General features: G+C 69.1%; 24 protein-coding genes, 1 pseudogene and 1 riboswitch. Of the genes and pseudogenes, 13 read left to right on the forward strand and 12 right to left on the reverse strand.

Features of this window, described 5'->3' with window-relative positions; all coding sequences use genetic code 11:
* Nucleotides 1-72 precede the first annotated feature (72 nt).
* Nucleotides 73-693, forward strand: a complete 621-nt coding sequence (locus tag AC0685_RS17990; protein WP_478226542.1) for a transcriptional regulator — start codon at nt 73-75, stop codon at nt 691-693.
* Here AC0685_RS17990 and AC0685_RS17995 read toward each other — a convergent pair.
* From AC0685_RS17995 to AC0685_RS18005, 3 genes are read right to left on the reverse strand one after another with little or no spacing between them, the layout of a single operon-like run.
* Nucleotides 684-2189 (reverse strand): precorrin-2 C(20)-methyltransferase, encoded by a 1506-nt coding sequence (locus AC0685_RS17995; RefSeq protein WP_478226543.1) that lies wholly within the window; start codon nt 2187-2189, stop codon nt 684-686. The two genes, AC0685_RS17990 and AC0685_RS17995, sit on opposite strands and share 10 nt — an antisense overlap.
* On the reverse strand, nt 2186-2809 hold the full coding sequence (locus AC0685_RS18000) for a precorrin-8X methylmutase (RefSeq protein ID WP_478226544.1): 624 nt from the start codon (nt 2807-2809) through the stop codon (nt 2186-2188). The genes AC0685_RS17995 and AC0685_RS18000 overlap by 4 nt, the downstream gene beginning before the upstream one ends.
* The gene (locus AC0685_RS18005) at nt 2806-3903 is read right to left on the reverse strand and encodes a precorrin-3B synthase (protein WP_478226545.1); all 1098 of its coding nucleotides are present in this window, start codon (nt 3901-3903) and stop codon (nt 2806-2808) included. The genes AC0685_RS18000 and AC0685_RS18005 overlap by 4 nt, the downstream gene beginning before the upstream one ends.
* A gap of 115 nt (nt 3904-4018) precedes the next feature.
* Between AC0685_RS18005 and AC0685_RS18010 the strand changes: the two genes are divergently transcribed.
* The 5 genes from AC0685_RS18010 (at nt 4019) to cobN (ending at nt 10029) form a co-directional block, all read left to right on the forward strand.
* Nucleotides 4019-4924: an ABC transporter ATP-binding protein gene (locus AC0685_RS18010; protein ID WP_340685086.1), complete on the forward strand. Its 906-nt coding sequence runs from the start codon at nt 4019-4021 to the stop codon at nt 4922-4924.
* Entirely contained in the window at nt 4921-5772 is an 852-nt protein-coding gene (locus tag AC0685_RS18015; protein ID WP_478226546.1) for an ABC transporter permease, read from the forward strand. Before AC0685_RS18010 ends, AC0685_RS18015 begins: the two co-directional genes overlap by 4 nt.
* Nucleotides 5773-5775: 3 nt before the next feature.
* Nucleotides 5776-6021: a helix-turn-helix transcriptional regulator gene (locus AC0685_RS18020; protein WP_478226547.1), complete on the forward strand. Its 246-nt coding sequence runs from the start codon at nt 5776-5778 to the stop codon at nt 6019-6021.
* Nucleotides 6022-6046: 25 nt separating this feature from the next.
* The gene (locus tag AC0685_RS18025) at nt 6047-6265 is read left to right on the forward strand and encodes a hypothetical protein (protein ID WP_478226548.1); all 219 of its coding nucleotides are present in this window, start codon (nt 6047-6049) and stop codon (nt 6263-6265) included.
* Between the two features lie 54 nt (nt 6266-6319).
* Nucleotides 6320-6394, forward strand: a riboswitch (cobalamin riboswitch).
* Between the two features lie 53 nt (nt 6395-6447).
* On the forward strand, nt 6448-10029 hold the full coding sequence (gene cobN, locus AC0685_RS18030) for a cobaltochelatase subunit CobN (protein WP_478226549.1): 3582 nt from the start codon (nt 6448-6450) through the stop codon (nt 10027-10029).
* A gap of 204 nt (nt 10030-10233) precedes the next feature.
* Here cobN and AC0685_RS18035 read toward each other — a convergent pair whose 3' ends face one another.
* Complete coding sequence (locus AC0685_RS18035; RefSeq protein WP_478226550.1) at nt 10234-11322, reverse strand: dihydrofolate reductase family protein; 1089 nt, start codon at nt 11320-11322, stop codon at nt 10234-10236.
* 424 nt (nt 11323-11746) lie between these two features.
* Here AC0685_RS18035 and AC0685_RS18040 point away from each other — a divergent pair.
* Nucleotides 11747-12926, forward strand: a pseudogene (locus AC0685_RS18040) (DUF222 domain-containing protein).
* Nucleotides 12927-13186: 260 nt separating this feature from the next.
* Nucleotides 13187-13507, forward strand: coding sequence for a hypothetical protein (locus AC0685_RS18045; protein WP_478226551.1), 321 nt, complete (start codon nt 13187-13189; stop codon nt 13505-13507).
* Between the two features lie 63 nt (nt 13508-13570).
* On the opposite strand, the gene paaE is transcribed toward AC0685_RS18045, so the two are convergent.
* From paaE to paaZ, 6 genes are read right to left on the reverse strand one after another with little or no spacing between them, the layout of a single operon-like run.
* Complete coding sequence (gene paaE, locus AC0685_RS18050; protein WP_478226552.1) at nt 13571-14641, reverse strand: 1,2-phenylacetyl-CoA epoxidase subunit PaaE; 1071 nt, start codon at nt 14639-14641, stop codon at nt 13571-13573.
* Nucleotides 14641-15129, reverse strand: coding sequence for a 1,2-phenylacetyl-CoA epoxidase subunit PaaD (gene paaD, locus AC0685_RS18055; RefSeq protein WP_034323161.1), 489 nt, complete (start codon nt 15127-15129; stop codon nt 14641-14643). Before paaD ends, paaE begins: the two co-directional genes overlap by 1 nt.
* Nucleotides 15123-15980 carry a 1,2-phenylacetyl-CoA epoxidase subunit PaaC gene (gene paaC, locus AC0685_RS18060; protein WP_478226553.1) on the reverse strand — a complete coding sequence of 286 codons (858 nt, stop codon included), beginning with the start codon at nt 15978-15980 and terminating at the stop codon, nt 15123-15125. Before paaC ends, paaD begins: the two co-directional genes overlap by 7 nt.
* 1 nt (nt 15981) lies before the next feature.
* A complete protein-coding gene (gene paaB, locus AC0685_RS18065; protein ID WP_005168080.1) occupies nt 15982-16266 on the reverse strand; it encodes a 1,2-phenylacetyl-CoA epoxidase subunit PaaB in 285 nt (94 codons plus the stop codon).
* Entirely contained in the window at nt 16266-17204 is a 939-nt protein-coding gene (gene paaA, locus AC0685_RS18070) for a 1,2-phenylacetyl-CoA epoxidase subunit PaaA (protein WP_478226554.1), read from the reverse strand. Before paaA ends, paaB begins: the two co-directional genes overlap by 1 nt.
* Nucleotides 17201-19231 (reverse strand): phenylacetic acid degradation bifunctional protein PaaZ, encoded by a 2031-nt coding sequence (paaZ, locus tag AC0685_RS18075; protein WP_478226555.1) that lies wholly within the window; start codon nt 19229-19231, stop codon nt 17201-17203. The genes paaA and paaZ overlap by 4 nt, the downstream gene beginning before the upstream one ends.
* Before the next feature lie 206 nt (nt 19232-19437).
* On the opposite strand from paaZ, the gene paaI reads away from it, so the two are divergent.
* From paaI to AC0685_RS18090, 3 genes are read left to right on the forward strand one after another with little or no spacing between them, the layout of a single operon-like run.
* Nucleotides 19438-19830: a hydroxyphenylacetyl-CoA thioesterase PaaI gene (gene paaI / locus AC0685_RS18080; RefSeq protein WP_478226672.1), complete on the forward strand. Its 393-nt coding sequence runs from the start codon at nt 19438-19440 to the stop codon at nt 19828-19830.
* Nucleotides 19827-21110 (forward strand): phenylacetate--CoA ligase PaaK, encoded by a 1284-nt coding sequence (paaK, locus tag AC0685_RS18085; protein ID WP_478226556.1) that lies wholly within the window; start codon nt 19827-19829, stop codon nt 21108-21110. The genes paaI and paaK overlap by 4 nt, the downstream gene beginning before the upstream one ends.
* Nucleotides 21107-21700, forward strand: coding sequence for a TetR/AcrR family transcriptional regulator (locus AC0685_RS18090; protein WP_126737382.1), 594 nt, complete (start codon nt 21107-21109; stop codon nt 21698-21700). The genes paaK and AC0685_RS18090 overlap by 4 nt, the downstream gene beginning before the upstream one ends.
* 26 nt (nt 21701-21726) lie before the next feature.
* On the opposite strand, the gene AC0685_RS18095 is transcribed toward AC0685_RS18090, so the two are convergent.
* On the reverse strand, nt 21727-22005 hold the full coding sequence (locus AC0685_RS18095; RefSeq protein WP_340685074.1) for a hypothetical protein: 279 nt from the start codon (nt 22003-22005) through the stop codon (nt 21727-21729).
* 126 nt (nt 22006-22131) lie between these two features.
* On the opposite strand from AC0685_RS18095, the gene AC0685_RS18100 reads away from it, so the two are divergent.
* Entirely contained in the window at nt 22132-22797 is a 666-nt protein-coding gene (locus tag AC0685_RS18100; protein ID WP_340685073.1) for a TetR/AcrR family transcriptional regulator, read from the forward strand.
* On the opposite strand, the gene AC0685_RS18105 is transcribed toward AC0685_RS18100, so the two are convergent.
* The gene (locus AC0685_RS18105; RefSeq protein WP_478226557.1) at nt 22724-23752 is read right to left on the reverse strand and encodes an AraC family transcriptional regulator; all 1029 of its coding nucleotides are present in this window, start codon (nt 23750-23752) and stop codon (nt 22724-22726) included. The two genes, AC0685_RS18100 and AC0685_RS18105, sit on opposite strands and share 74 nt — an antisense overlap.
* Before the next feature lie 78 nt (nt 23753-23830).
* Between AC0685_RS18105 and AC0685_RS18110 the strand changes: the two genes are divergently transcribed.
* On the forward strand, nt 23831-24934 hold the full coding sequence (locus tag AC0685_RS18110) for a winged helix DNA-binding domain-containing protein (protein WP_478226558.1): 1104 nt from the start codon (nt 23831-23833) through the stop codon (nt 24932-24934).
* Nucleotides 24935-25036 lie beyond the last annotated feature (102 nt).

Below are 25036 nucleotides of genomic sequence, written 5' to 3' on the forward strand. Positions count from 1 at the left end.
CTCCTTCGTCCGGACGTCCTCGTCCTGCCGGTTCACCCGCCCGGGCACGACGGGCTCGCGGTGACACGCGAAGTGGCTTCCCGCGTACTGGAAACCGCCATCCTGGTCCTGACCCCACCGGGCGACGGCGAACTCGTGGTCGCCGCGATGCTCGCGGGCGCCCGCGGCGTCCTGTCCCGGAGCGCGGGTCACGACGACCTGGTCCGGTTCATCCGGGGGGTGGCGGCGGGCGCCGTCGTGTTCGGCGAGCGCGCCGCGGACCGGCTTTACGGCTTGCTGGCCGCTTCGCAGCCGATGCGGGCGTTCCCGCGGCTGACCTCACGCGAGCACGAGGTGCTCGACCTCCTGGCGGGCGGGCTGGAGATCCCGGCCGTCGCGCGGCGGCTGGGCTCGCGCCCAAGACCGTGCGCAACGTCGTCTCGTCGATCCACGCCAAGGCCGGCACGGACGACCGGGAGGTGCTGCTCGCCCAAGCCCGCAACGCGGGCCTCGGGCATCACTCGTAGGCGCGCGGCGTCCGCCCAAGGACGCGACTGTGTGGATTTTGGGGCGTTGGATGACCAGAAATCCACACAGTGCCCGCCTGACCGGTCCGGTCACGACGGCCAGACCGTCGGAAGCGTGGTGACACTCACCCGTCCCACCAACCACGCCGAGTGGTCAAATGCGGCGAAGACGCGCGATCACTCGTAGGTGCGCGGCGTCCAGACCACACCGTTCTCGGCCCTGGTCTTCGACGAGCCGATGATCAGCAGGCAGCGCATGTCCACTTCCGACGGCTCCATCGTGCCGAGGGTGACCACGCGGACGTCCTCCTCGGGGCCGCCGACGTCGCGGGCGACGACCACCGGTGTCTCCGGCGCGCGGTGCCGGAGCAGGACGTCGCGGGCCTGCGCGAGTTGCGTGGTCCGCGTGCGGGACGCCGGGTTGTACAGCGCGAGCACGAGATCCGCCGCGCCCGCCGCGTCCAGCCGTCGTTCGATGATCTCCCATGGTTTGAGCCGATCGGACAGCGAAAGCACGCAGTAGTCGTGGCCCAGCGGCGCGCCGACCCTGGACGCGGCCGCCTGCGCGGCGGTCACGCCGGGCACGATCCGCACGCGGGCTCCCGCGCCGTGACCGGCGGCGACCTGCTCCAGCACCGCCGACGCCATCGCGAACACGCCGGGATCACCTGAAGAGACGACGGCGACCTTGGCGCCGTTCGCGGCCAGTTCGAGTGCTTCGACGGCGCGTTCGGCCTCGACGCGGTTGCCCGACGCGTGCCGCTGCTGGCCCGCGCGCTGCGGCACTCGCGCGACGTACGGGCCGTAGCCGACGACGTGCTCCGCCGCGGCCAGTTCCTCGGTCGCTTCGGGGGTCAGCCAGCCGGGACCGGCCGGCCCGAGGCCGACGACCACGACTTCCCCACCGGTGTGCGTTTCCTGCTTCCTGGCGGCTTCGGGTTCGTCGGCGAGCCGGGAGGCGTAGGCCGGGCTGGGCAGCAGCGCCAGCGAGAAGTACGGCACCGAATCCGGATCGACGTCCGCGAACGGCTCGACGCGCTGCGCCTGCCAGGTCGCGCGTTCGACGTAGAAGGCGTCGTCCAGCTTCCCGGCTTCGGCCAGCGCCTCGCGGACGTTGCCGAACGTGCGCCCGAGTTTGAGCACCGCCGCGGCCTGCGTGTCGGCCAGGCGTCGCGCGAGCTCCGGCGCGGGCAGCGTGCCGGGCAGGATGGTGAGGACCTCGTCGCGCTGCACCAGCGGGCGGCCCAGCACCGAGGACGCCGCGCTGACCGACGTCACGCCCGGCACCACGGTCGCCTCATAGCGGTCGGCGAGGCGTTCGTGCATGTACATGTAGGAGCCGTAGAAGAACGGGTCGCCTTCGCAGAGCACGACCACGTCACGTCCGGCGTCGAGGTGCTCGGCGAGCCGTTTCGCGCTCAGCTCGTAGAAATCGGCGATGGCGCCTTCGTAGCCGCCGGGATGGTCGGTGGTCTCGGTGGTGACCGGGTAGACCAGCTTCTCCTCGATCTGGCCGTCCCGCAGATACGGCTCGGCGACCGAACGCGCGATGCTCCGGCCGTGCCGCGCGCTGTGATAGGCGATGACGTCGGCCTCGCCGATCAACCGGGCGGCCTTGACCGTCATCAGCTCGGGGTCACCGGGTCCGAGCCCGACACCCCAGAGTTTTCCGAGCCCGCTCATTCGACCTCACTCGCCATCGCGTTGATCGCGGCGACGGCCATCGCGCTGCCGCCACGGCGTCCGTGCACCACCAGGTACGGGGCGGGTGCCCGCTTCGCGAGCTCCACTTTGGACTCGGCTGCGCCGATGAAGCCCACCGGGACGCCGATGATCGCCGCCGGGGCGCCGACGCCCTCTTCGAGCAGTTCCAGCAGGCGGAACAACGCGGTGGGAGCGTTGCCGACCGCCACCACCGAACCGGGCAGCTTGTCGCGCCACAGCTCCAGCGCGGCCGCGGACCGGGTGGTGCCCATCCGCTCGGCGAGGCCGGGCACCTTCGGATCGGACAGCGTGCACAGCACCTCGTTGGCGGCAGGCAAACGTTTGCGGGTCACCCCGGAGGCGATCATGTTCGCGTCGCACAGGATCGGCGCGCCCGCTTCGAGCGCGGCGCGGCCGGATTCCACCACGTCCAGGCTGTAGCGGAGATCGTCGACCAGGTCGACCATCCCGCAGGCGTGGATCATCCGCACGGCCAGCACCGCGACGTCGTCGGGCAGGATCGCGAGATCCGCCTCCTCACGGATGGTGGCGAACGAATGCCGGTAGATCTCGGCCCCGTCCCGGATGTAGTCGATCACTGCTGCCCCTTCAATTCGGCACTGTCCTTCTCCGCCAACGCCTTCGCCAGCTCGCCGACCGGGACGAAGGCCCCGTCGACCAGATAACCGTCTTCCGTCGCGAGCACGTCGACGTGCTCGCGCGCGGGTTTGCCGCAGCGCCGTTCACAACCGGCGAAATGGGCTCTCGGGGTCCGCCCGACCCGCGCCGCGTCGGCCCGCACGTCGGCGAGCGACTTGGCACAGCCCGGATGCCCGATGCAGGCACTGATCCCGAGCGACGGCGCGTCCGGATCGGTGATCAGCCCCGTGTTCGCCGCCAAGCGGCCGAGGACCAGGATCGATCGCCACGGGGTGACCACGGCGTTCCCGGCCCTCGCGATCTCACGCGCCTGAGCCGAGGTGAGCCTGCCGAAGACCGGGGCGACCCCGATCGCGTCGCCGATCGGCCCGATCGGGAGGCCCGGGTCCACCTCGAACTTTCGCGGTTCCGTCGTTTCCCCCGATATGCCCTTGAGCAGCGGCTCAGTATCGGCGAGTTCGCTGATCCGCCAGGCCGTTCCCCTCGTGCGAAGGAACGCGCGCGCGACCGAAATCAGCGTCTCGACGGCGTGCTCCGCGGCGACCCGCAGGCCGGTGTCCTCACCGGCGAGCAGCACGGCTCCGTCGCGCCAGCAGACGTCGGCGCCTTCGCCCGCGACGTCGCCTTGGCCGCCGTCGAGGGCGAAGAGGAAGCGTCCCGGGAGTTCGGCGAGCTCAGGAACAGCGCACAGCGCCTTGTCGAGGGCCGAGGCCAGCTTTTGCGCGGTATCGCTCAACGGCGACGCGAGGATGTTGCGGACGCGTTCGTGCGACGGCGAAGGCAGCAGCCCGGCCGCGGTGAGCCTGCCCGCGAGACCGGGCCGGGTGACGCCGCGCAGCTGCACGTTGCCGCGGGAGGTCAGGTGGAGGGCGCCGTCCCCGAGGTCGTCGGCGGCATCCGCGAGCGCGCCGAGCTGGGCCGAGGTGATGGCGCCGCCGGGCAGCCGGATCCGGGCGAGCGGACCGTCGGCGGCGTCGTGCGTGGCGAAAACACCAGGGCACGCGTCGGCTCGGACACGTGCGCTCGTGGACATGCGCTCACTGTAGATGGCCCATCTTTTGAATATGCACCGTCTGCGAGAGTATCTCTCAGACCGAATGTAGTAGGTGTGCTACATTTGGTCGCAGCACTGAGATGGGGGTGACCAAATGAGAGATCCACACGACGTGATGATCTCCGTCAAAGATCTCCGGATGCGGTACGGGACGAACGACGTCCTCCACGGCGTCGACTTCACCGCGCATCGCGGCGAGGTGATCTGCCTGCTGGGTCCGAACGGCGCGGGCAAGACCACGACGATCGAGATCCTCGAAGGCTTCCGGATGCGGTCGGAGGGCGAGGTCAGCGTGCTGGGCACCGACCCGGCGCACGCGGACGAGAACTGGAGGGCGCGGCTGGGGGTCGTCCTCCAGGCCTGGCGCGACCACGCGAAATGGCGGGTGCGCGAGCTATTGGAGCACCTGGGCGGCTATTACGCGCCGTACTCCACGGACCGCATCAAGCGGCCGTGGGATCCGGACGAGCTGGTCGCCGCGGTCGGCCTGACCGAGCACGCGGACAAGAAGGTCCGGATGCTCTCGGGCGGGCAGCGGCGACGGCTCGACGTCGCGATCGGCATCGTCGGCCGTCCGGAACTGCTGTTCCTCGACGAGCCGACCGCCGGACTGGACCCGGAGGCGCGGCGCGAGTTCCACGAACTCGTGCACCGGCTGACCGATGACGACGACACGACGATCCTGCTGACCACGCACGACCTCGACGAGGCCGAGAAACTGGCCGACCGGATCCTGATCCTGAACCACGGCCGCATCGTGGCCGACGGTTCGGCCGACGCGCTGAGCAGGCAGATCGCCGGCGAGGCCGAGGTGCGCTGGACGCTGGACGGTCAGCGGTTCGTGCACTCGACCACGGAATCGACGAAGTACGTGCACGAGCTGTTCAAGCAGCACGGGGACGCCATCGGTGACCTGGAGGTCCGGCGGGCGTCGCTCGAAGACACGTACATGACCCTGGTCCGCAAGGCCGAGTCCCTGGAGGCGGTGGGCGCGCGATGAACACGATTCAGCACAGTGTCCGGCTGGGCATCCGGCGCGGCTGGCTCGAAGCCCGCCAGATGATGACCAACCGGGAAGACCTCTTCAACACCTTCCTCTTCCCGGCGATCTTCGTGATCGTCATGTTCTTCATGCGCGGCGCGAAACTGCCGGGCATGGAGTTCTCGCTCGGCGCCGCCACCGTGCCGAGCGTGCTGGGCGCGTCGATCGTGTTCAGCGGCATGCTCGGGATGGCGGGAGTCCTCGCCGTCGAACGTGAAGACGGCACGCTCCTGCGCGCCAAGGCCACCCCGAACGGCATGATCGGCTACCTCGTCGGCAAGGTCGTCACGGTGTCGTTGAACACCGTCATCGGAATGCTGCTCGTGCTGATCCCCAGCCTGATCCTGTTCGACGGCATCGCGCCAGGCGGGCTGACGTCGTGGCTGGGCCTGCTGTGGGTGCTGGTGCTCGGCCTGCTGGCCACCATGCCGATCGGCGCGATCTTCGGCTCGCTGACCTCGAACGCGCGCAGCATCGGGCTGATCATGCTGCCGACACTGGGGATCGGCGCGATCTCGGGGATCTTCTACCCGATCACCGCGCTGCCGGAATGGCTGCAGTACCTCGGGCAGGTGTTCCCGATGTACTGGCTCGGCCTCGGCATGCGGTCGGCGCTGCTGCCGGACTCGACGGTGATGGTCGAGATCGGACAGTCGTGGCGGCCTTGGGAGACCCTCGGCGTGCTGTCGGTGTGGTCCGTGATCGGATTGACGCTGGCTCCGGTCGTCCTGCGGCGCATGGCGCGGCGCGAGTCCGGGTCCTCGGTGGCGGCACGACGGGAAAAGGCGATGCAGCGAATTGGCTAGCTCATGAGCGAGGTCGTTTACAACCGGATCGCGATGTTGCGGGCGGAACGGGGCATTTCCCGCCGCGAACTCGCCGATGCGCTGGGCGTGCACTACCAGACCATCGGCTACCTCGAGCGCGGCGAGTACAGCCCGAGCCTCTACCTCGCCCTGCGGATCGCGGAGTTCTTCGAGGTGGCGGTGGAGATCATCTTCTCCACCGCCCCTTTCCCGCGGATAGGTGACACTTCGTCGGAGCGGTCGGCGTGAGTCTTGCCCCGGGCACCTTGTCAGGGTGACCGGACCGATCACGCGCGACTGTGTGGATTTCGGGTCATCCAACGTCCCAAAATCCACACAGTGCCCCGCCAACGGCCCGGCGGCGGTCGCCGTCCTGGCCGTGCCGCACGCGGTCGTCGAAGGCACCGGCGTGGAGCTGGTCAGCCGTCACCAGGGCCAGGTGCTCACCCACGTGTGGGGTTACGACTCCGCCCCCGGCCGCACATCACCTTGACTCCCGCCGGACCGCACCGGAGAGTGAACCGAAGAACCCACGCGTCGGCAGGTGGAGGAACCCGGTGAGAGTCCGGGGCGGTCCCGCCACTGTCACCCCTCCTCGGCGAGGAGGGGAAGCCAGGAACTCCGGCCGGCGCGACCGCACGACCCGGGGCGCGGACACCCCGAGTGAGGAATGCTGTGATCCTGCTTCTGTCCACTTCGGACACCGACCTGCTCAGCGCCCGGTCCAGCGAGGCCGAGTACCGGCTGGCGAACCCCGCCCGGCTCGATCTGGCCGAGCTGCCCGCCCTGCTCGACGGCGCCCCGATCGTCGTCGTCCGGATCCTCGGCTCCGAACGCAGCTGGCAGGAAGGGCTCGACACGGTCCGCGCGAGCGGCGCGCACGTGGTGGTCCTCGGTGGTGAGCAGACGCCGGACGCGCAGCTCATGAAGCTGTCCACGGTCCCGGCGGGTACGGCGGCGGAGGCGCACGCGTACCTCGCGCAGGGCGGGCCGGAAAACCTCACCCAGCTGCACCGCTTCCTGAGCGACACGCTCCTTCTGACAGGTGACGGCTTCGAGCCGCCCGCGGTGCAGCCGCTCTGGGGTGTCCTCGAGCGCGCGCCCAAGACCACCGAGGGTCCGGTCATCGCGATCCTCTACTACCGGGCGCATCACCTGTCCGGCAACACCGAGTTCGTCCATGCCCTCTCCGACGCCGTCGAGGACGCCGGGGGCCGCGCGCTCCCGATCCACTGCGCGTCCCTGCGCACCCGCGAGCCGGAGATGATGGCCGAGCTGGCCAAGGCCGACGCGCTCCTGGTCACCGTGCTGGCCGCCGGCGGCACCCGGCCGTCCGAGGTCGGCGCGGGCGGCGACGACGAGGCGTGGGACGTCGCCGAGATGGCCGCGCTCGACATCCCGATCCTCCAGGCCCTGTGCCTGACCAGCGACCGCGAGACCTGGTCCGCGAACGACGACGGCCTCTCCCCGCTCGACGCCGGCAACCAGATGGCCGTCCCCGAGTTCGACGGCCGTCTCATCACCGTCCCGTTCTCGTTCAAGGAGATCGACGACGACGGCCTGCCCAAGTACGTGCCGGACGCCGAACGCGCGTCGCGGGTCGCGAAGATCGCGCTGGCCCACGCCCGGTTGCGCCACACTCCCCCGACGGAACGTCGTATCGCGCTGATGCTGTCCGCGTACCCGACGAAGCATTCCCGCGTCGGCAACGCCGTCGGTCTCGACACGCCCGCGTCCGCGATCGAACTGCTGCGCCGCATGCGCGATCAGGGCTACGACCTCGGCGAGAACCCGTTCCCCGGTGTCGAGCCCACCGGCACCGACCAGCCGGACGGGGACGCGCTGATCCACGCGCTCATCGCCGCGGGCGGCCAGGATCCGGAGTGGCTCACCGAGGAACAACTGTCCGGCAACCCGATCCGCGTCCCGGCCGACAAGTACCGCGAGTGGTTCGCCGAGCTGCCCGCGGAACTGCGCGAGGGCATGGAGGAGCACTGGGGTCCCGCGCCCGGCGAGCTCTACGTCGACAACGGCGACATCGTGCTGGCGTCCCTGCAGTCCGGCAACGTCATCCTGATGATCCAGCCGCCGCGCGGCTTCGGCGAGAACCCGGTGGCGATCTACCACAACCCGGACCTCCCGCCGAGCCATCACTACCTGGCCGCGTACCGCTGGCTGGAGGAGGAGTTCGGCGCGCACGCAGTCGTCCACCTAGGCAAACACGGTTCGCTGGAATGGCTTCCCGGCAAGACCGCCGGTCTCTCCGACTCCTGCGCGCCGGACGCCGTCCTGGGCAACCTGCCGCTGATCTACCCGTTCCTGATCAACGACCCGGGTGAGGGCGCGCAGGCGAAACGGCGTGCGCACGCCACGATCGTCGACCACCTGATCCCGCCGATGGCCCGCGCCGAGAGCTACGGCGACATGGCCCGCCTGGAGCAGCTTCTCGACGAGCACGCCAACATCGCCGCGATGGACCCGGCCAAGCTGCCCGCGGTCCGCGCGCAGATCTGGACGCTGATCCAGGCGGCGAAACTCGACCACGACCTCGGTGTCGAGGAACGCCCACATGACGCGGAGTTCGACGACTTCCTGCTGCACATCGACGGCTGGCTGTGCGAGGTCAAGGACGCGCAGATCCGCGACGGCCTGCACATCCTCGGCGCCGCACCGGAAGGCGAGGCACGGATCAACCTCGTGCTCGCGATGCTGCGCGCCCAGCAGATGTGGGGCGGCAAACAGGGCGCGGTCCCCGGTCTGCGTTCCGCCTTGGGGCTCAAGGAGAACAGCGACGCCCCGCTGTCCGAAGTGGACGCCATCGAGCAGAGGGCGCGGTCGCTCGTCGAGGCGATGGAGGCCAGGGACTGGTCCCCCGACGCGGTCGCCGAGGTCGTCGCCGACGTGCCGGAACACCAGGAGGTCGCCCACGTGCTGACCTTCGCCGCCACCGAGATCGTGCCGCGGCTGGCGGGCACCGGCGCCGAGATCGACGCCGTGCTCCACGCGCTCGACGGCGGCTACATCCCGGCCGGGCCCAGCGGTTCTCCCCTGCGCGGCCTGATCAACGTCCTGCCGACCGGCCGCAACTTCTACACCGTGGACCCGAAGGCCATCCCGAGCCGTCTCGCCTGGGAGACCGGGCAGGCGCTCGCGGACTCGCTTCTCCGCCGCTACAAGGAGGACACGGGCGACTGGCCGCGTTCGGTCGGTCTCTCGGTGTGGGGCACGTCGGCCATGCGCACGTCGGGTGACGACGCGGCGGAAGTCCTTGCGCTGCTGGGTGTCCAGCCGATCTGGGACGAGGCGTCGCGACGGGTCACCGGCATCGAGGCCATCCCGCTCGCCGAACTCGGCCGCCCGCGTATCGACGTCACAGTGCGGATCAGCGGGTTCTTCCGCGACGCCTTCCCGCACGTGATCACCCTGCTGGACGACGCCGTCCGCCTGGTGGCCAATCTCGACGAGCCGGACGAGGAGAACTTCGTGCGCGCCCACACCCGCGCGGATCTGGCCGCGCACGGGGACGAACGCCGGGCCACCACGAGGATCTTCGGCTCCAAGCCCGGCGCGTACGGCGCGGGCCTGCTGCCGCTGATGGATTCCGGGAACTGGCGCGACGACAAGGATCTCGCCGAGGTCTACGCGGTCTGGGGCGGCTTCGCCTACGGCCGCGACCTCGACGGCAGGCCCGCGCGCGAGGACATGGAGAACTCGTACAAGCGGATCGTGGTCGCGGCCAAGAACACCGACACCCGTGAGCATGACATCGCCGATTCCGACGACTATTTCCAGTACCACGGCGGGATGATCGCGACGGTCCGCGCGCTGACCGGGACCGCGCCCGCGTCCTACGTCGGCGACAGCACCACCCCGGACGCGGTCCGCACGCGCACCCTCGGCGAGGAGACCGCCCGTGTCTTCCGGGCCCGCGTGGTCAACCCGCGCTGGCTGGCGGCGATGCGCAAGCACGGCTACAAGGGAGCTTTCGAGCTGGCGGCGACCGTCGACTACCTCTTCGGTTTCGACGCCACCGCCGGGGTGGTCGGCGACTGGATGTACGAAAAGCTCACCGAGTCCTACGTGCTCGACGAGGTCAACCAGGAGTTCCTGCGCCAGGCCAACCCGTGGGCGCTGCGCGGCATCATCGAGCGGCTGAACGAGGCGGCCGATCGGGGGCTCTGGGCGGAACCGGACGCCGACCTTCTGGCTCAGCTGCGCGAGGTCTACCTCTCTTTGGAGGGCGACCTCGAATCCTGACTTCACCCGCCGGAGCAGCGCCATGGCACTCCCGGCGGTACCACTGTCGTATGCGCAGAACTTAGCGTGACAAGTGCGGTGGGACGTCAAGGATCGGGAGGACAGCGATGATCAAGCGTCTGTTGAAGGTCGTGCTTCGCCACGGTTGCTGCTCGGCGTGCACCGGTCTGGGCTGCGGCTGCTGCGACGCCTGCAAGTAGGAGTTCAGGGGCGGACACCCGGGATGTGGGTGTTCGCGCGGCGGACGTCGGCGGCGAGGGCGGGTACCTCGATCACCCGGCGTCCGGCCTCCTCCAGCGTTTCGGCGCCGACGCAGTCGACGAACACCGACGGCTCGCGCCAGGCGAAGACGACGCGCGGGATGCCGGCGTCGAGGATGAGCTGGGTGCAGCTTCGCGGATGAGACGTCCGCGAGCTGCATGGCTCCAGCGATGTGTACATAGTCGCCTCCGCCAGCCTCGGATCTCCCGGTTCGAGTTTGGCGAGGGCGGCTTCTTCCGCGTGGTTGGCGGGATCCCCGTCGCCCGAATAACCGGTGGAGATCACTTCACCGTCTGCCGCGGCGATCACCGCGCCGACGCGGAACGTGCGCGGCGGGCAGTTCTCGGCCAGGGCGATGGCCTCGCGCAGCCGCAGAATGTCCACTTCGGACGGTTCCGGAGTCGCGTGGTACTCCAGTACGGCGATGTCACCCAGCCGAGTGCTTTCGACCAGGGTCAGCCCGCGTGGGAAAGCGCCCGGGCCGACGAACCGCGGCGCGCGCCGGTCGCCGACGAAGAACGGCGCGATCGCCAGGTGGAGTTCGTCGACCATGCCTTCGGTGAGGAACTGGGTGTGGATCGCGCCGCCACCTTCGACCATCAGCCGCCGGACGCCGCGCGCGTGGAGATCGGCCAGCATCGCGCGCAGATCCACCAGCTCGACGACGGTCGCCTTCACGCCCGTGACGACGCCGGGTGGCGCGTAGACGAGCTTCTCGGTGTCGCCGACGGTGAAGAACTGAGCCGCCGGATCGAGTGACCCGCTCCGCGTGAGGGTGACCTTGACCGGCTGTGCCGGACGTCCCTCCGCGACCCGCCCGGCGACCAGCTCCGGTGAGCGGACCAGCAACCGGGGATCGTCCGCGCGGACCGTGTTCGCGCCGACGAGGATCGCGTCCGACGCGGCGCGCAGACCGTCCACCCTGGCCCAGTCCTCCTCGTTGGACAGCACCAGCCGGGTGTCGCTCGCGTCGTCGAGGTAGCCGTCGAGCGAGACCGCGGCGGACAGCAGGACATGGGGGCGTTCGGTCACGCCGCCAGTATGCCCCGGCCGGTCGCGGGTCGCTGAGGCGACAGACCGTGTCTCGGGGCGGTGGGGCTTGTGCCAGGTCCGCCGTTGCCGGAATTCGGCAACGGCTGGGCGTGGGATCCGGGCCTCCGGTGATCGAAGTCGGCACACCGGAGCCATTACCGAAATCCGGCAATACGAGACGCCCTCATACCAAGGACAGCGCTCAAGAAATCCTGCCTGCGCACTGATTACTACTACCGGGCGAACATCGCCAAGCGCGCACATCCCAGATTTCCCTTGCCACGACCAGCATTACCGAATATCGACGACGGTGCGGCAGTCGCATTGATCCGGAACTGTCGGTGGGGGGTTGCAGGTTCGTTGGGTGGACACTTACCGAGCCACCGCTGTGGCACTCCTCGAGGAAATCACCGGCCTCGACAACCTGAAGGCCATCAACACCGCCGTGGATTCGTTGGAAGACAACGAATCCGTCGCCCTCGCGAAAGTGGCGTCAGCGGGGATCGCCCGGCTGGAAGCGATCCGTTACCGTGCCCTGTCCCAGCTGAACCGGCATCGCGAAGGCGCGCGTAGCGTCACTCAGGAAGTCGCGTTCGCCCTGTCGGTCGGCGACAAGTACGCGGCCGGGCTGGTCGCCGCCGCCGACGCGTTGACCACCAGGCTGCCCCGCACTCTTGGTCTGATGGACAAGGGCCAGGTGGACGGGTTCGGCGCGATGAAAGTCGTGACGGCCACAGCGTGGCTGTCCGACGAGCACGCGCTCGCCGCCGACGCCTTGCTGGAAGACCGATTGCCCGGGTAAGAACGCCGAACAGATCCGCAAGGCGGCGAACCACGCGGCGGCGACTGTCGATCGTGAGGGCGCGGACAAGCGCTGCGAGCAGGCCCGCGAAGGCCGCCGGCTCGTGGTAAGCCAGGGTGAGGCGGGCGTGGCCTCGCTGGGGATCGAGGATGGCCCGGTGGAGAAGGTCACCGCCGCCTACAACCGGATCAACCGGGAGGCCCGCGCGCTCAAGACCGGCGACGAGACCCGCACTCTGGACCAGCTTCGCGCCGACGTCGCTCTCGACCTCCTGTTGGGCGGCAGCGGCGGCAAAAGTGAACGCGCCGAAGTATTCCTTTATATGGACCTCTTCACCTACCTCGACCTCAACGAAGACCCGGCGGAAATGGCCGGACACGGCCACATCCCGGCGTCGCTGGCGCGGCATATCGCGAGCGGACCCAGCACGGTGCTGCGGCGGATCATCGCCGACCCGCTGTCAGGTCAGGTCGCGGATCTCGGCCGGGACCGGCATCGCCCGACGGCCGGTCTTGACGAGTTCGTCCGGGTCCGCGACCGCGAATGTCGCAGACCAGGGCGCCACCGGCCCGCTCAGGCCTGCGATCTCGACCATTCCACCCCGTGGCAGTTCCAGGGGAACACCGACGCCGGCGACCTTATCGACTTCTGCCGCCGCGACCATCTGCTCAAGGACGAACCCGGGTGGATCTACCGGCTGGCACCGGAAGGAACCCTGACGATCACCACACCGACCGGCCAGACCTACGACAGCACACCGCCGCCTCTGCACACACCCCGTACCGAGGAACCACCGTTCTGACCCTGTTGCCGCGAAACGGCGGCGCCTTGTTCAGGTGAGCAACGGGACAGCTTTCCTTGCGCGGCGGCGGTGAAGCCGCGCCGGGCCACCATTCCTGACCGCTCCGTTGCCGCGAAACGGCGACCGGCACGAAACCGCGCGGACCGTGTTCGCGCCCCGGAGAAATCGGTCGCACCGAAGCCGACGGTCGGCTAGCCTGTCGCGATGATCTTCTGAGACGAACCTGCGCCCGTCCTTCCACCTCCTTCGCAGGGAGTCTCATGTCTTCTTCCTTGACGCTTTCCGACGTCACCTTCACCTGGCCCGACGGCACCCCGGAGTCGGGCGAGGTGGGGCTGTTCGTGCCCGTCAAGCTGCCCCCTCAGCGGCTCGACGTCCTCGACGAGTCGCTGTCCATTGTGGATAACGTGCGGCTGGTCGCGCCGTCGCTCACGGACAACGAGATCCGCGCGAGGCTCGCCCGGTTCCTGTTCCGGGGCAAGGCGGCCGACCGCGAGGTGGCGTCGCTGTCCGGCGGGGCTCGACCTGGCGAGCGTGCGACGGCTCACCGAGGCGCTACTGGCCTACCTCTCCGCGATTAGTCCTCTGAATGCGGTACTTGCGTGTGCAACTACCGCATTCAGAGGACTAAATGCGGGGGTGGGTCAGGCGTCGAAGTCCACGGTGACGGCGTCGGAGATCGGCACCGACTGGCAGGTGAGCACGAAACCGGCGTCGACTTCGGCCTTCTCCAGCGCGAAGTTGCGCCGCATGTCCACCTTGCCGTCGCAGATCTTCGCCCGGCAGGTGCCGCACACCCCGCCCTTGCAGGCGAACGGCAGATCCGGACGGAACTTCTGCGCGCCGTCGAGCAGCGAGGAGCTGCGCGGCAGCGTCATCGTCGTCGACCGGCCGTCGAGGACCAGCGTGACCTCGCTGGACGCCCCGACGACGGCCGGATCGATGTGGTGCACCGGCTCCGGCGGAGTGTCCACATAGAACAGCTCCTGATGGACGCGATCGTCGGCGACGTCCAGCGAGCGCAGCAGTTCCTGCGCGCCGGTCACCATCTCGAACGGCCCGCACAGCCACCAGTGCGCGACGTCCTCGACCGGGATCAGCACGGTGCACAGGCGCCGCAGCTTCTCCGCGTCGAGCCGCCCGGTGAACAGTTCCGCCTCGCGCGGCTCGCGGGAGAGCACGTGGACGAGTTCGAGCCGCGCTGGATAGCGGTCCTTCAGATCCGCGAGGTCGTCGGCGAACATGACGGTGTCCGTGCGGCGGTTGCCGTAGACCACGGTCACCGTCGCGTCGGAGTCGCTGAGCAGCGAAGACGCGATCGACAACACCGGCGTGATCCCGGATCCGGCCGCGATCAGCACGTGATGCCCAGGAACGTTCAGGTCCGGGGTGAAGCCGCCGGTCGGCGGCGCGACCTCGATCTCGTCGCCGGGCTTCACGTCGCGCACGAGCCACGACGAGAACAGCCCACCCGGCACCTCCCGGACGCCGACCCGCGGCGCCGCGCCGGCGGGCGCGCAGATCGAGTACGAACGGCGCTCGTCGCGGCCGTCGATCTCACGGCGCAGGGTCAGCGACTGGCCCGGCTTGAAGCGAAAGGTGTCCGCGAGATCTTCGGGAACGTCGAAGGTCACCGCGACGGCGTCGTCGCACAGGCGCTGGACGTCGGACACCTTGAGGGTGTGGAAACCCGTGCGGCGCAGGGTCGCTGTCACTAGATCTCCTTGACGTGTTCGAACGGTTCGAGGCAGAACCGGCAGCGGCGCAGGGCCTTGCACGCCGTCGCGCTGAACCGGGACTGCTCCTCGGTGTCCGCGGAACCGCAGTGCGGGCAGCGCACGGACGACACCGGCGGGCTCAGCGTGAGCGGGATCGGTCCGGTCCGCCGCGGCGCGGCCCCCGGCGGAGCGATGCCCGCTTCGGCCAGTTTCCGTTTGCCGTCCTCGGTGATCCAGTCGGTGGACCATGCGGGCTGCAGCACCGTCCGGACCTCGACCTCGCCGTACCCCGCGCCGGTCAGCGCGTGCACGAGGTCGTCGCGCATGGTGTCCATCGCCGGGCAGCCGGTGTAGGTCGGGGTGATCGCTACGACCACCCGACCGTCCTCTTCGGACACTTCACGCAGGACGCCGAGGTCGGCGAGGGTGAGCATCGGCAGTTCCGGATCGGTGACCGTGGCCGCCACGGCGTACGCGGTCACCATGTCGCGTCCGGATGTTCCCTGGCGACACTCTGCAGGGTCGCCAGCAGGTAACCCATCCGCTCGGTGTGCACGCCGTCGCGGCCCATCCGGCCGGAAACCCCGGCGAGGGCGCCGATTTCGGGCCGCGTCAGCTTCGCGACGGCCAGCACCTGGTCCAGGATCGCGTCGAACTCGGACCGCAGCGACGGCGACTCGACGAACTCGGCCTCGTGCGCCACGAACAACTCGTCGACGTACGGCCAGACCGCGTCCAGGCCCTCCTGCATCCGCTCATGCGACAGCTCGGTGCCGTCCCCGAGCCGCACGGCCCACTGGGCGGCGTAGTCGCGGTGGTACGCGACTTCCTTGACACCCTTGTCCGCGATGGCCGCCAGGACCGGATCGACACTGGTCTGCAACCGCTGCAACAAGGCGAGCCGCCAGATCGAGAACACCAGCAGCCGCGCGATCAGATGCCCGAAGTGCCCACCGTCGAGTTCGGCCAGGCGGACGTTGCGGTATTCCTGCTCGCTCCGGAAGAAGGCGTACGAGTCCTCCGTGCGGTCGCTGCCGTCGGCCTTGCCCGCACGGGCGAGCAGCAGCCGCGCCTGCCCCAGCAGGTCGAGCGCGATGTTCGCGATCGCGACCTCGTCCTCGAGTTCGGGTGCGTTCGTGCACCACTCCTGCAGCCGGTGCGAGAAGATCAGCGCGTCGTCGCCGAGCATCAGGCAGTAGGCCGCGAGCCGGTCACCGTCCACACCGGACGGGATCGTCGTGTCCACACCGGACAGCGGATCCTCGAACCCGGTGCCGAAGGCCCAGCGGGAGTCGTTCTCCTCGGTGATCGCCTCGTAGGCGTTGTCGAAGCTCATGTCAGATATGCGGAACGTTGTCGGGGATGTCGTAGAACGTCGGGTGCCGGTACACCTTGTCGCCGCTGGGCGCGAAGAACGGATCCTTCTCGTCCGGCGAGGACGCCGTGATGTCCGACGCGCGCACGACCCAGATCGACACGCCCTCGTTGCGGCGGGTGTAGAGATCCCGCGCGTGGTGCAACGCCATGTCGTCGTCCGCAGCGTGCAGCGATCCCACGTGCACGTGGTTCAGGCCGCGCTTGCCCCGGACGAACACCTCGTACAACGGCCAGTCGTGCTTCATCACGAACCCTTCTTCGCTGCGTGCGCCGAGGCGGCTTCCCGCACCCACGCGCCGTCTTCCTGGGCCCGCCGCCGATGCGCGATGCGCTGGGCGTTGCAGGGGCCGTTGCCCTTCAACACGTTCTTGAACTCGTCCCAGTCGACGGCGCCGAAGTCGTAGTGCCCGCGTTCGGGGTTCCACTTCAGGTCCGGGTCCGGGAAGGTGACGCCCAGCGCCTCGGCCTGCGGAATGGACATGTCGACAAAGCGCTGGCGCAGCTCGTCGTTGGTGTGCCGTTTGACCTTCCACGCCATCGACTGCGCGGTGTTCGGCGAATCCGCGTCCGGCGGGCCGAACATCATCAGCGACGGCCACCACCAGCGGTTCACCGCCTCCTGCACCATCTCCCGCTGCTTCTCCGTGCCGCGCATCATCGTCATCAGCAGCTCGAAACCCTGCCGCTGATGGAAGGACTCCTCCTTGCAGATGCGGATCATGGCGCGCGCGTACGGCCCGTACGAGCTGCGGCACAGGGGAACCTGGTTGCAGATCGCCGCGCCGTCGACCAGCCAGCCGATCACGCCGACGTCGGCGAAGGTCAGCGTCGGGTAGTTGAAGATCGACGAATACTTCTGCCTGCCGTTGATCAGCTTGTCGGTCAGATCCGCGCGGTCGGCACCGAGCGTGGCCGCCGCCGAGTACAGATACAACCCGTGCCCGGCCTCGTCCTGCACCTTCGCGAGCAGGATCGCCTTGCGCCGCAACGAAGGCGCGCGGGTGATCCAGTTGCCTTCGGGCTGCATGCCGATGATCTCCGAATGCGCGTGCTGCGCGATCTGCCGGATCATCGTCTTGCGGTAGCCCTCGGGCACCCAGTCACGCGGCTCGATGCGCTGATCGCGCTCGATGGTCGCCTCGAAGTGCCGTTCGAGATCTTCCTCAGGCAGCGTGGCCGTCATGACTGCTCCTTGGCGACGAGCGTCAGCACGTCGTACTTGGCGACCGAGTCGCCGTCGGCGTTGGTCACGTCGGCGTCCCAGCGGACCTCGCCGTACTCCTGGTCGATCCGCGGGGTGATCTGCTTGGCGGTCAAGGTCACGGTCAACGAGTCGCCGACCTTGACCGGGGTGAGGAACCGCAGGTTCTCCAGGCCGTAGTTGGCCAGCACCGGGCCGGGCTCCGGCGAGACGAACAGGCCGGCCGCGAACGAGACCACGAGGTACCCGTGCGCCACGATCCCGCCGAACAGCGGGTTCGCCGCGGCGGCCTCGGGATCGGTGTGGGCGTAGAAGGTGTCGCCGGTGAACTCGGCGAAGTGGTCGACGTCTTCCTGGGTGACGGTGCGCGGGCCGGCGACGACGGAGTCACCGATCTTCAGTTCCGCCAACGACTTCCGGAAGGGGTGGACGTCGCCCTCTGTCCTCGGTGCGCCCGTCACCCAGCGGCCGGTGATCGTGCTCAGGACGGCGGGCGAACCCTGGACCGCCGTGCGCTGCATGTGGTGCAGCACGCCGCGGACGCCGCCCATCTCCTCGCCGCCGCCGGCGCGGCCGGGGCCGCCGTGCACCAGCTGCGGCATCGGCGAGCCGTGGCCGGTGGACTCCTTGGCGTCTTCGGCGTCGAGCACCAGCAGACGGCCGTGGTACGGCGCGACACCGAGGACGACCTCGCGCACGAACTCCTGGTCCGCGGAGACGACGGAACCCACGAGGCTGCCGCCACCGCGTGCGGCGAGCTCGATGACCTGTTCGGTGGACGTGTAGGGCAGCAGCGTCGACACCGGGCCGAACGCCTCGACCTCGTGCGGCTCGGAGCGCTCCGGGTCGGCCTTCAGCAGCACCGGCGAGATGAACGCGCCGCGTTCGGCGTCCGCGCCGACGACCTCGACCTGCTCCGGGTCACCGAAGACGACCGTGCCGACGTCCAGCAGCGCCTTGAGCGACCGCCGGACCTCCTCGCGCTGCTCCAGACTGGCCAGGGCACCCATCCGCACACCTTCGGTGGCGGGGTTGCCGATGGTGACCTTCGCCAGCCGCGCGCTCGCGGCCTCGGCGACGTCGTCCACCAGGTCCGCGGGAACGAACGCGCGGCGGATGGCGGTGCACTTCTGGCCCGCCTTGACCGTCATCTCGGTGGTCAGCTGCTTGACGAAGAGATCGAACTCGGTGGTGCCGGGTTTGGCGTCCGGGCCGAGGATCGACAGGTTCAGCGAGTCGGCCTCGGCGTTGAAGCGGACGGAGTTGCGCACGATCGCCGGATGCGCGCGCAGCTTCTGCGCCGTCGACGCGGAGCCGGTGAAGGAGACGAGGTCCTGCGCGGTGACGTGGTCGAGCAGGTCGCCGACGCTGCCCGCGACGAACTGCAGCGTGCCCTCGGGCAGGATGCCGGACTCGATGATGATCTCGACCAGCCGCGCGGTGAGGTACGCGGTCTGGCTGGCGGGCTTGATCAGGCTCGGCACCCCGGCGAGGAACGCGGGCGCGAACTTCTCCAGCGGGCCCCAGACGGGGAAGTTGAACGCGTTGATCTGGACGGCGACACCGCGCAGCGGGACGGCGATGTGCTGGGCGACGAAGGTGCCGCCCTTGCTCAACGGCTCGACGTTGCCGTCGACGTGGACGGTGTCGTTCGGCAGTTCGCGCTTGCCCTTGCTGGAGTAGGCGAACAGCACGCCGATGCCGCCGTCGATGTCGACCATCGAGTCGCCCTTGGTCGCGCCCGTCCGCGCCGAGAGCGCGTACAGCTCCTCGCGGTGTTCGCGCAGATGAGAGGCCAGTGCCTTCAGCAGCGCGGCACGCTGGTGGAAGGTCAGCTCGCGCAGCGCGGGGCCGCCGACGCGGCGTCCGTACTCCAGTGCGGCGGCGAAGTCGATGCCCTCGGACGAAACCCGGGCGACCTCTTCGCCGGTCGAGGCGTCGTGCAGCGGTACTCCGTCACCTTCCGCCGTGTGCCACCCGCCGGAGACGTAGCTGCGCAGCAATGCCATGAGTCGACCCTTCACCATGGTGGGATTTACAGACCGTCCGTTCAGTAATTCACTCTAGCTCGTGACCGGGGTCTTGCAAACCCCCCGATGGCGGTGGACCCTTGACATCCGCGGGAAGGCGCGCCTTTACTTGCGGCACCCTTTAACAACCGTCCATTCGGTCAGTAACCAGGTGGTCTCGCATGACTGGCAACGCCGCGCACACGATGTTCGCCGACGACCAGGCGTCGAACGCGCTGGGCATCGAGCTGGTCGAGGCCGCCGAAGGGCACGCCGTCGCCACCATGCGGATCACCGAAGCGATGGTCAACGGCCACGACATCGCCCATGGCGGCTACGTCTTCCTGCTGGCCGACACGACCTTCGCCTGCGCCTGCAACAGCCACGGCCCGGTGACCGTCGCTTCCGGCGCGGAGATCTCCTTCGTCGCCGCCGGCAAACTCGGCGACCACCTCATCGCCACCGCCACGGAGCGGACCCGCTACGGCCGCAACGGCATCTACGACGTCACCGTGCACCGGGAGACCCCCGACGGGCCGGAGGTCGTCGCCGAATTCCGCGGCCGCAGCCGCACCATCGAGAAGGCACCCCAACGATGACTTTCAGCGACGACGCCGAGAACCTGACCATCGACGAACTCCAGGCGCTGCAACTGAAGCGTCTCCGGTGGACGCTGCGGCACGCCTACGACAACGTGCCGTTCTACACCAGGAAGTTCGACGAGGCGGGCGTTCACCCGGACGACTGCAAGGCGCTGGAAGACCTGGCGAAGTTCCCCTTCACCACCAAACAGGATCTGCGCGACAACTATCCGTTCGGCATGTTCGCCGTGCCGGAAGCGCAGGTCAGCCGCATCCACGCGTCCAGCGGGACCACCGGGAAACCGACCGTCGTCGGCTACACCGCCGAAGACATCGACACCTGGGCGACGGTGATGGCACGCTCGATCCGCGCGGCGGGCGGGCGTCCGGGCGACAAGGTCCACGTGGCCTACGGATACGGCCTGTTCACCGGCGGCCTCGGCGCGCACTACGGCGCCGAAAAGCTCGGCTGCACGGTGATCCCGGCGTCGGGCGGCATGACCGCGCGGCAGGTGCAGATCATCACCGACTTCAAACCCGAGATCATCATGGTCACCCCGTCGTACATGCTGACGCTGCTCGACGAGTTCGAGCGGCAGGGCATCGACCCGCAGACGAGTTCGCTCAAGGTCGGCATCTTCGGCGCCGAGCCGTGGACCGAGCAGATGCGCACAAAGATCGAGGACCGCGTCGGCATCGACGCGGTCGACATCTACGGCCTGTCCGAGGTGATGGGCCCCGGTGTCGCGCAGGAATGCGTCGAAACCAAGGACGGACTGCACATCTGGGAGGATCACTTCTTCCCCGAGGTGATCGACCCGTTCACCGAGAAACCGACCGACGCCGAGGGCGAACTGCTGTTCACCTCGCTCACCAAGCAGGCATTGCCGATCATCCGGTACCGCACGCGCGACCTGACCAGGCTGCTGCCGGGCACCGCGCGGCCGGCGTACCGGCGGATGGAGAAGGTGACCGGGCGCAGCGATGACATGATCATCCTGCGTGGCGTCAACGTCTTCCCCACGCAGATCGAGGAAGTCGTGCTGGTGACCCCCGCGCTCGCGCCGCATTTCCAGCTGGTCCGATCGACGAAGGGCCGGATGGACCACCTGACGGTGCGCGTCGAAGCGCGCCCGGACGCGACGGCCGAGCAGCGCGCCGACGCCGCCGCCCGGCTGATCGCCGGCGTCAAGGACGGGGTCGGCGTGAGCGTCGGCGTCGAGGTCGTCGACCCGGACACGCTGGAACGGTCGCTGGGCAAGATGCGCCGCGTCCTCGACGAACGGGACCGCGGTTGAGCACCCCCGCCCGCCGGGGACGTCCCGGCTACGACCTCGAGTCGCTGCTGCAGGTCGCGGTCAAACTGTTCAACGAACGCGGCTACGACGGCACCAGCATGGAGGACCTCTCCCGCAAACTCGGCATCACGAAATCCGCGATCTACCACCACGTGCCGAGCAAGGAGGAGCTGCTGCGGCTCGCCGTCGACCGCGCGCTGAACGGCCTGTTCGCCGTCGCCGCCGAGACGGAATCCTTCGAGGGCAAGGCGATCGAGAAGCTGGAGCACCTCGTGCGGGGCAGTGTCCTCGTGCTGGTCGAGCAGCTGCCGTTCGTGACGCTGCTGCTGCGGGTGCGCGGGAACACCAAGATCGAACGGGCGGCGCTGGCGCGGCGGCGGGAATTCGACCGGCTCGTCACGGAACTGGTGAAACAGGCCGAGACCGAGGGCGACGTGCGGCCCGACATCGATCCCGCGGTCACCGCGCGGCTGCTGTACGGCATGGTGAACTCGTTGATCGAGTGGTACCGGCCGCGACGGGGTTCGGCCGGGACCGAACTGGCGGACGCGGTGTGCAAGATCGCCTTCGACGGCCTCCGGACCCAGTAGGCGTAACTCGCGTGTTCCGCCTTCGGCTACTCCCCCGCGGCCTTGGGCGGCCGGCGCGCCTGCCAGATCAGCGCGTCGCGCAACTGCTGGATGAGCTGTTCGTCGTCGGCCTCCGACGGATCGACCCCGAGCGGGATCCAGCGTTCGCCGACCTCGGCACCGTTCTCGAAACTGGTGATCACGATCCCCGCGTAGGAGACGGATTCCTCCCCGATGTCACCTTGGATCCGGACGTCACGATGCTGCAGCCGCACACTGACCCACCGTCCGGTACGGCGAACCGGCTCGCGTTCGGCACTGGCCATTCGTCCCTACTCATGACGCCCGGTCCCCCCGCCCCGAACGTCGCCTCGAAGGCCCCGGGGGTTACCGGCGGGTTGTTCCGAATGAGTAACGACAGGCGGTCGCGTGAAACGGGTTACGCTCGGCCCATGAGCACCGATCCGGAGATCCGGCGGCGCCGCCTCGAGCCGGCCGCCCGGCGCGCCGAGATCCTGACCGCGGCCCGGCGGCTGTTCGGCGCGGGCACGTACGCCTCGGTTTCGACCTCGGACATCGCGAAGGCCGCCGGGGTGGCCCGGCCGCTGATCAACCACTATTTCGGCGGCAAACGGGAGCTGTACCTGGAAGTCGTCCGGCAGATGATGATCGTCCCGGCGCCGGTGATCGAGAACCTGCCCGACACGACCGCCGAAGACCGGCTCGCGATCAGCGTCCAGCACTGGATCGAGGTCGTCGAACGCAACGAGCAGGCGTGGCTGACGGCGATCGGCCCGGAGGCGGTGGGCCGCGACCCGGAGATCGAGCGGATCATGCTGGAGGCCGACGAGATCGCCGCCGATCGTGTGCTCGCGGCCGCGTTGATGAGCGACGTCACCGAAGGTCGCGAAGAACTCCGCGCGATGATCCGTTCGTACGGCGGGATGCTGCGCGCGGCGTCACGCGAATGGCTGATCCGTGGCACGCTCGGCCGCGACGAGCTGCGGGTCTTCCTCACCGACTCGATCCTGCACCTGCTTCGGGTCACCTACCCGGCCGTGCTCGCAACGCGTTCCGCCGGGCATAAGCCGCCGGCGTCATCCCCTTCCAGCGTTTGAAGGCGTAGATGAAACTCGACGCTTCGGCGTAGCCCAGCCGCAGCGCGACGTCCTCCACGCTGAGCGCGCCGGTGTCGAGCATTTCCTCCGCCAAGGCCTGACGGACCTCGTCGAGCAGCGTGCGGTAGCCGGTCCCGGCTTCGAACAGCCGCCGTCGCAGCGTGCGCGGGCTGAGCGCGAGCTGCCGCGCGACCTCGTCCATCCCCGCGTCGACGCCGCCGAGTCGCACCAGCCGTTCCCGGACCTGTTGCGCGATCCCGGAGCGTTCCCGTCTCCGGGAGACCAGCAGATCGCATTGCGCGGCGCAGACCGCGACCGTCTGGTCGTTGGCCTGCGGCAACGGCTTGTCGAGGAAGAGCGGATCCAGGGTGGCGAGATGCGCCGGGGCGGAGAACGACGGCGCCAGGCCGAACGTCCGCACGTATTCGTACACTGTGGAGGGACGCTCGTGCCGGAAGGCCAAGGAGCGCAGGGAGATGTCCGGCAGGATGTCGCGCATGACGGTGTGGATGGCGCCGAGGTCGCGCAGCACCAGGAACCGGGCGACGTCGCCCGGCACGCGACTGTCGTCCATGGCCAGCGCGAGCCGTCCGGCCTCGACGGTCACATGCGGGATGCAGAAGGTGAAACTCAGGTCGAGGTAGCGCAGGGCGAAGCGCATCGCGTCCCCCAGCGTCGGGCTGCTGATGCACGCGAAGCCGAAGATGCCGAACGCGCTGACGCGGTACCGCCTGCTCAGCCGCAGCGCGACGTCGTCCCCGGCGCCGAGCCCGCGGACCAGGGCCCGGACCACCGCGAGCTCCTGTCGCGCGTCGACCTGGCCGTCCACGGGGGCCTGCTCGTAGGACTCCAGCCCCGTGACACCGTTCTCGGCGGCGAAGCGGGCCATGAGCACGATACTCGCCGTGCCGCGCGGGTAGTCCCAGTCCCGGATCACCGGCGGCGGTAGTTCCATGGCCGGGATTATGGATCCCGGCAACGCTCGGCGCATTGAGGACCGTAACTGTCCTTGATCCCGATTAGGGTGAGCGGCATGTCCGACACGTTGAGCAGGCGCGCGCTGAACCGCGCCATGCTGGACCGGCAGCTGCTGCTCCGGCGTTCGAAGATGACCGCGCTCGAAGCGGTCGAGCATCTGGCCGGGTTGCAGGCGCAGGCCCCGAACCCGCCGTACTTCGCGCTGTGGACCCGGCTGCACGGGTTCCGCCAGGAAGAGCTGGCGAACCTCTTGCTGGCCAAGAGCGTCGTGCGGATCGCGCTCATGCGCGGCACGGTGCACCTGGTGAAACCGGCGGACGCGCTGGCCTGGCGGCCGATCGTGCAGCCCCTCTACGACCGCTCGGTGACCGGCAACACCCAGTTCGGCCCTGACATCAAGGACCTCGACCACCAGGAGATCGCCCGCACCGCCCGCAAACTGCTCGGCGAGCGGCCGCTTTCGTCGGCAGGCCTCGGCGCGGAACTGGCGAAGCATTGGGAGGGCGTGGCGCCGTCGTCGCTGGTGCACGTCGCGCGGGCGTTGCTGCCGCTGGTGCAGATCCCGCCGCGCGGCGTCTGGGGCAAGTCCGGGCAGCCGACGTATCAGACCACCGGGGACTGGCTGGGCGCCGAGCCGGACTCGGCGCCGTCCCCGGAAGCGATGTTCCGGCGTTATCTGGCCGCGTTCGGGCCGGCCAGTGTGCAGGACGCGCAGGCGTGGGCCGGGATCACGAAGCTCGGCGACGTCGCCGAGCGGCTGCGGACGGAACTGCGGACGTTCCGCGACGAGAACGGCCGCGAACTCTTCGACCTCGAAGACGCACCCCGCCCGGACCCGGACACCCCCGCGCCCGCCCGGCTGCTGGGGCCGTTCGACCAGACCGTCCTCTCCTACGCCGACCGCACGCGGGTGATCAGCGACGAGTACCGCAAGGTCGTCATCTCGCAGAACGGCCTGGTCAAGGGCACCATTCTGGTCGGCGGGCTCGTGAAGGGCTTCTGGGAGATCAAGACGGTGAAGAAGGCGGCTTCGGTGGTGATCACCCCCTTCGAGCGAGTCCCGAAGCGCGATCTGGACGCCCTCGAAAGCTCCGCCCACCGCCTCCTGGCTTGGGCGCACCCGAAGGCCGAGTCCCACTCGGTGCGTTTCGTCCTCTGAATGCGCTAGTTCGCACTACCAACTACCGCATTCAGAGGACGAAACGCGGGCAGGGGGTGGCCGGAAATCTCGATTGAGTGGCCGGTCGTGTACTTCCTAGCG

The sequence above is a fragment of the Amycolatopsis sp. NPDC043889 genome (assembly GCF_056435645.1).

Coding starts and splice junctions, on each gene's coding strand:
- AC0685_RS17995 (WP_478226543.1), bottom strand. CDS start 2,189: ATGAGCGGGCTCGGAAAACTCTGGGGTGTCGGGCTCGGACCCGGTGAC.
- AC0685_RS18005 (WP_478226545.1), bottom strand. CDS start 3,903: ATGTCCACGAGCGCACGTGTCCGAGCCGACGCGTGCCCTGGTGTTTTC.
- AC0685_RS18010 (WP_340685086.1), top strand. CDS start 4,019: ATGAGAGATCCACACGACGTGATGATCTCCGTCAAAGATCTCCGGATG.
- AC0685_RS18015 (WP_478226546.1), top strand. CDS start 4,921: ATGAACACGATTCAGCACAGTGTCCGGCTGGGCATCCGGCGCGGCTGG.
- AC0685_RS18020 (WP_478226547.1), top strand. CDS start 5,776: ATGAGCGAGGTCGTTTACAACCGGATCGCGATGTTGCGGGCGGAACGG.
- AC0685_RS18045 (WP_478226551.1), top strand. CDS start 13,187: ATGTCTTCTTCCTTGACGCTTTCCGACGTCACCTTCACCTGGCCCGAC.
- paaD (WP_034323161.1), bottom strand. CDS start 15,129: ATGGTGACCGCGTACGCCGTGGCGGCCACGGTCACCGATCCGGAACTG.
- paaC (WP_478226553.1), bottom strand. CDS start 15,980: ATGAGCTTCGACAACGCCTACGAGGCGATCACCGAGGAGAACGACTCC.
- paaB (WP_005168080.1), bottom strand. CDS start 16,266: ATGAAGCACGACTGGCCGTTGTACGAGGTGTTCGTCCGGGGCAAGCGC.
- paaA (WP_478226554.1), bottom strand. CDS start 17,204: ATGACGGCCACGCTGCCTGAGGAAGATCTCGAACGGCACTTCGAGGCG.
- paaZ (WP_478226555.1), bottom strand. CDS start 19,231: ATGGCATTGCTGCGCAGCTACGTCTCCGGCGGGTGGCACACGGCGGAA.
- paaI (WP_478226672.1), top strand. CDS start 19,438: ATGTTCGCCGACGACCAGGCGTCGAACGCGCTGGGCATCGAGCTGGTC.
- paaK (WP_478226556.1), top strand. CDS start 19,827: ATGACTTTCAGCGACGACGCCGAGAACCTGACCATCGACGAACTCCAG.
- AC0685_RS18095 (WP_340685074.1), bottom strand. CDS start 22,005: ATGGCCAGTGCCGAACGCGAGCCGGTTCGCCGTACCGGACGGTGGGTC.
- AC0685_RS18100 (WP_340685073.1), top strand. CDS start 22,132: ATGAGCACCGATCCGGAGATCCGGCGGCGCCGCCTCGAGCCGGCCGCC.
- AC0685_RS18105 (WP_478226557.1), bottom strand. CDS start 23,752: ATGGAACTACCGCCGCCGGTGATCCGGGACTGGGACTACCCGCGCGGC.
- AC0685_RS18110 (WP_478226558.1), top strand. CDS start 23,831: ATGTCCGACACGTTGAGCAGGCGCGCGCTGAACCGCGCCATGCTGGAC.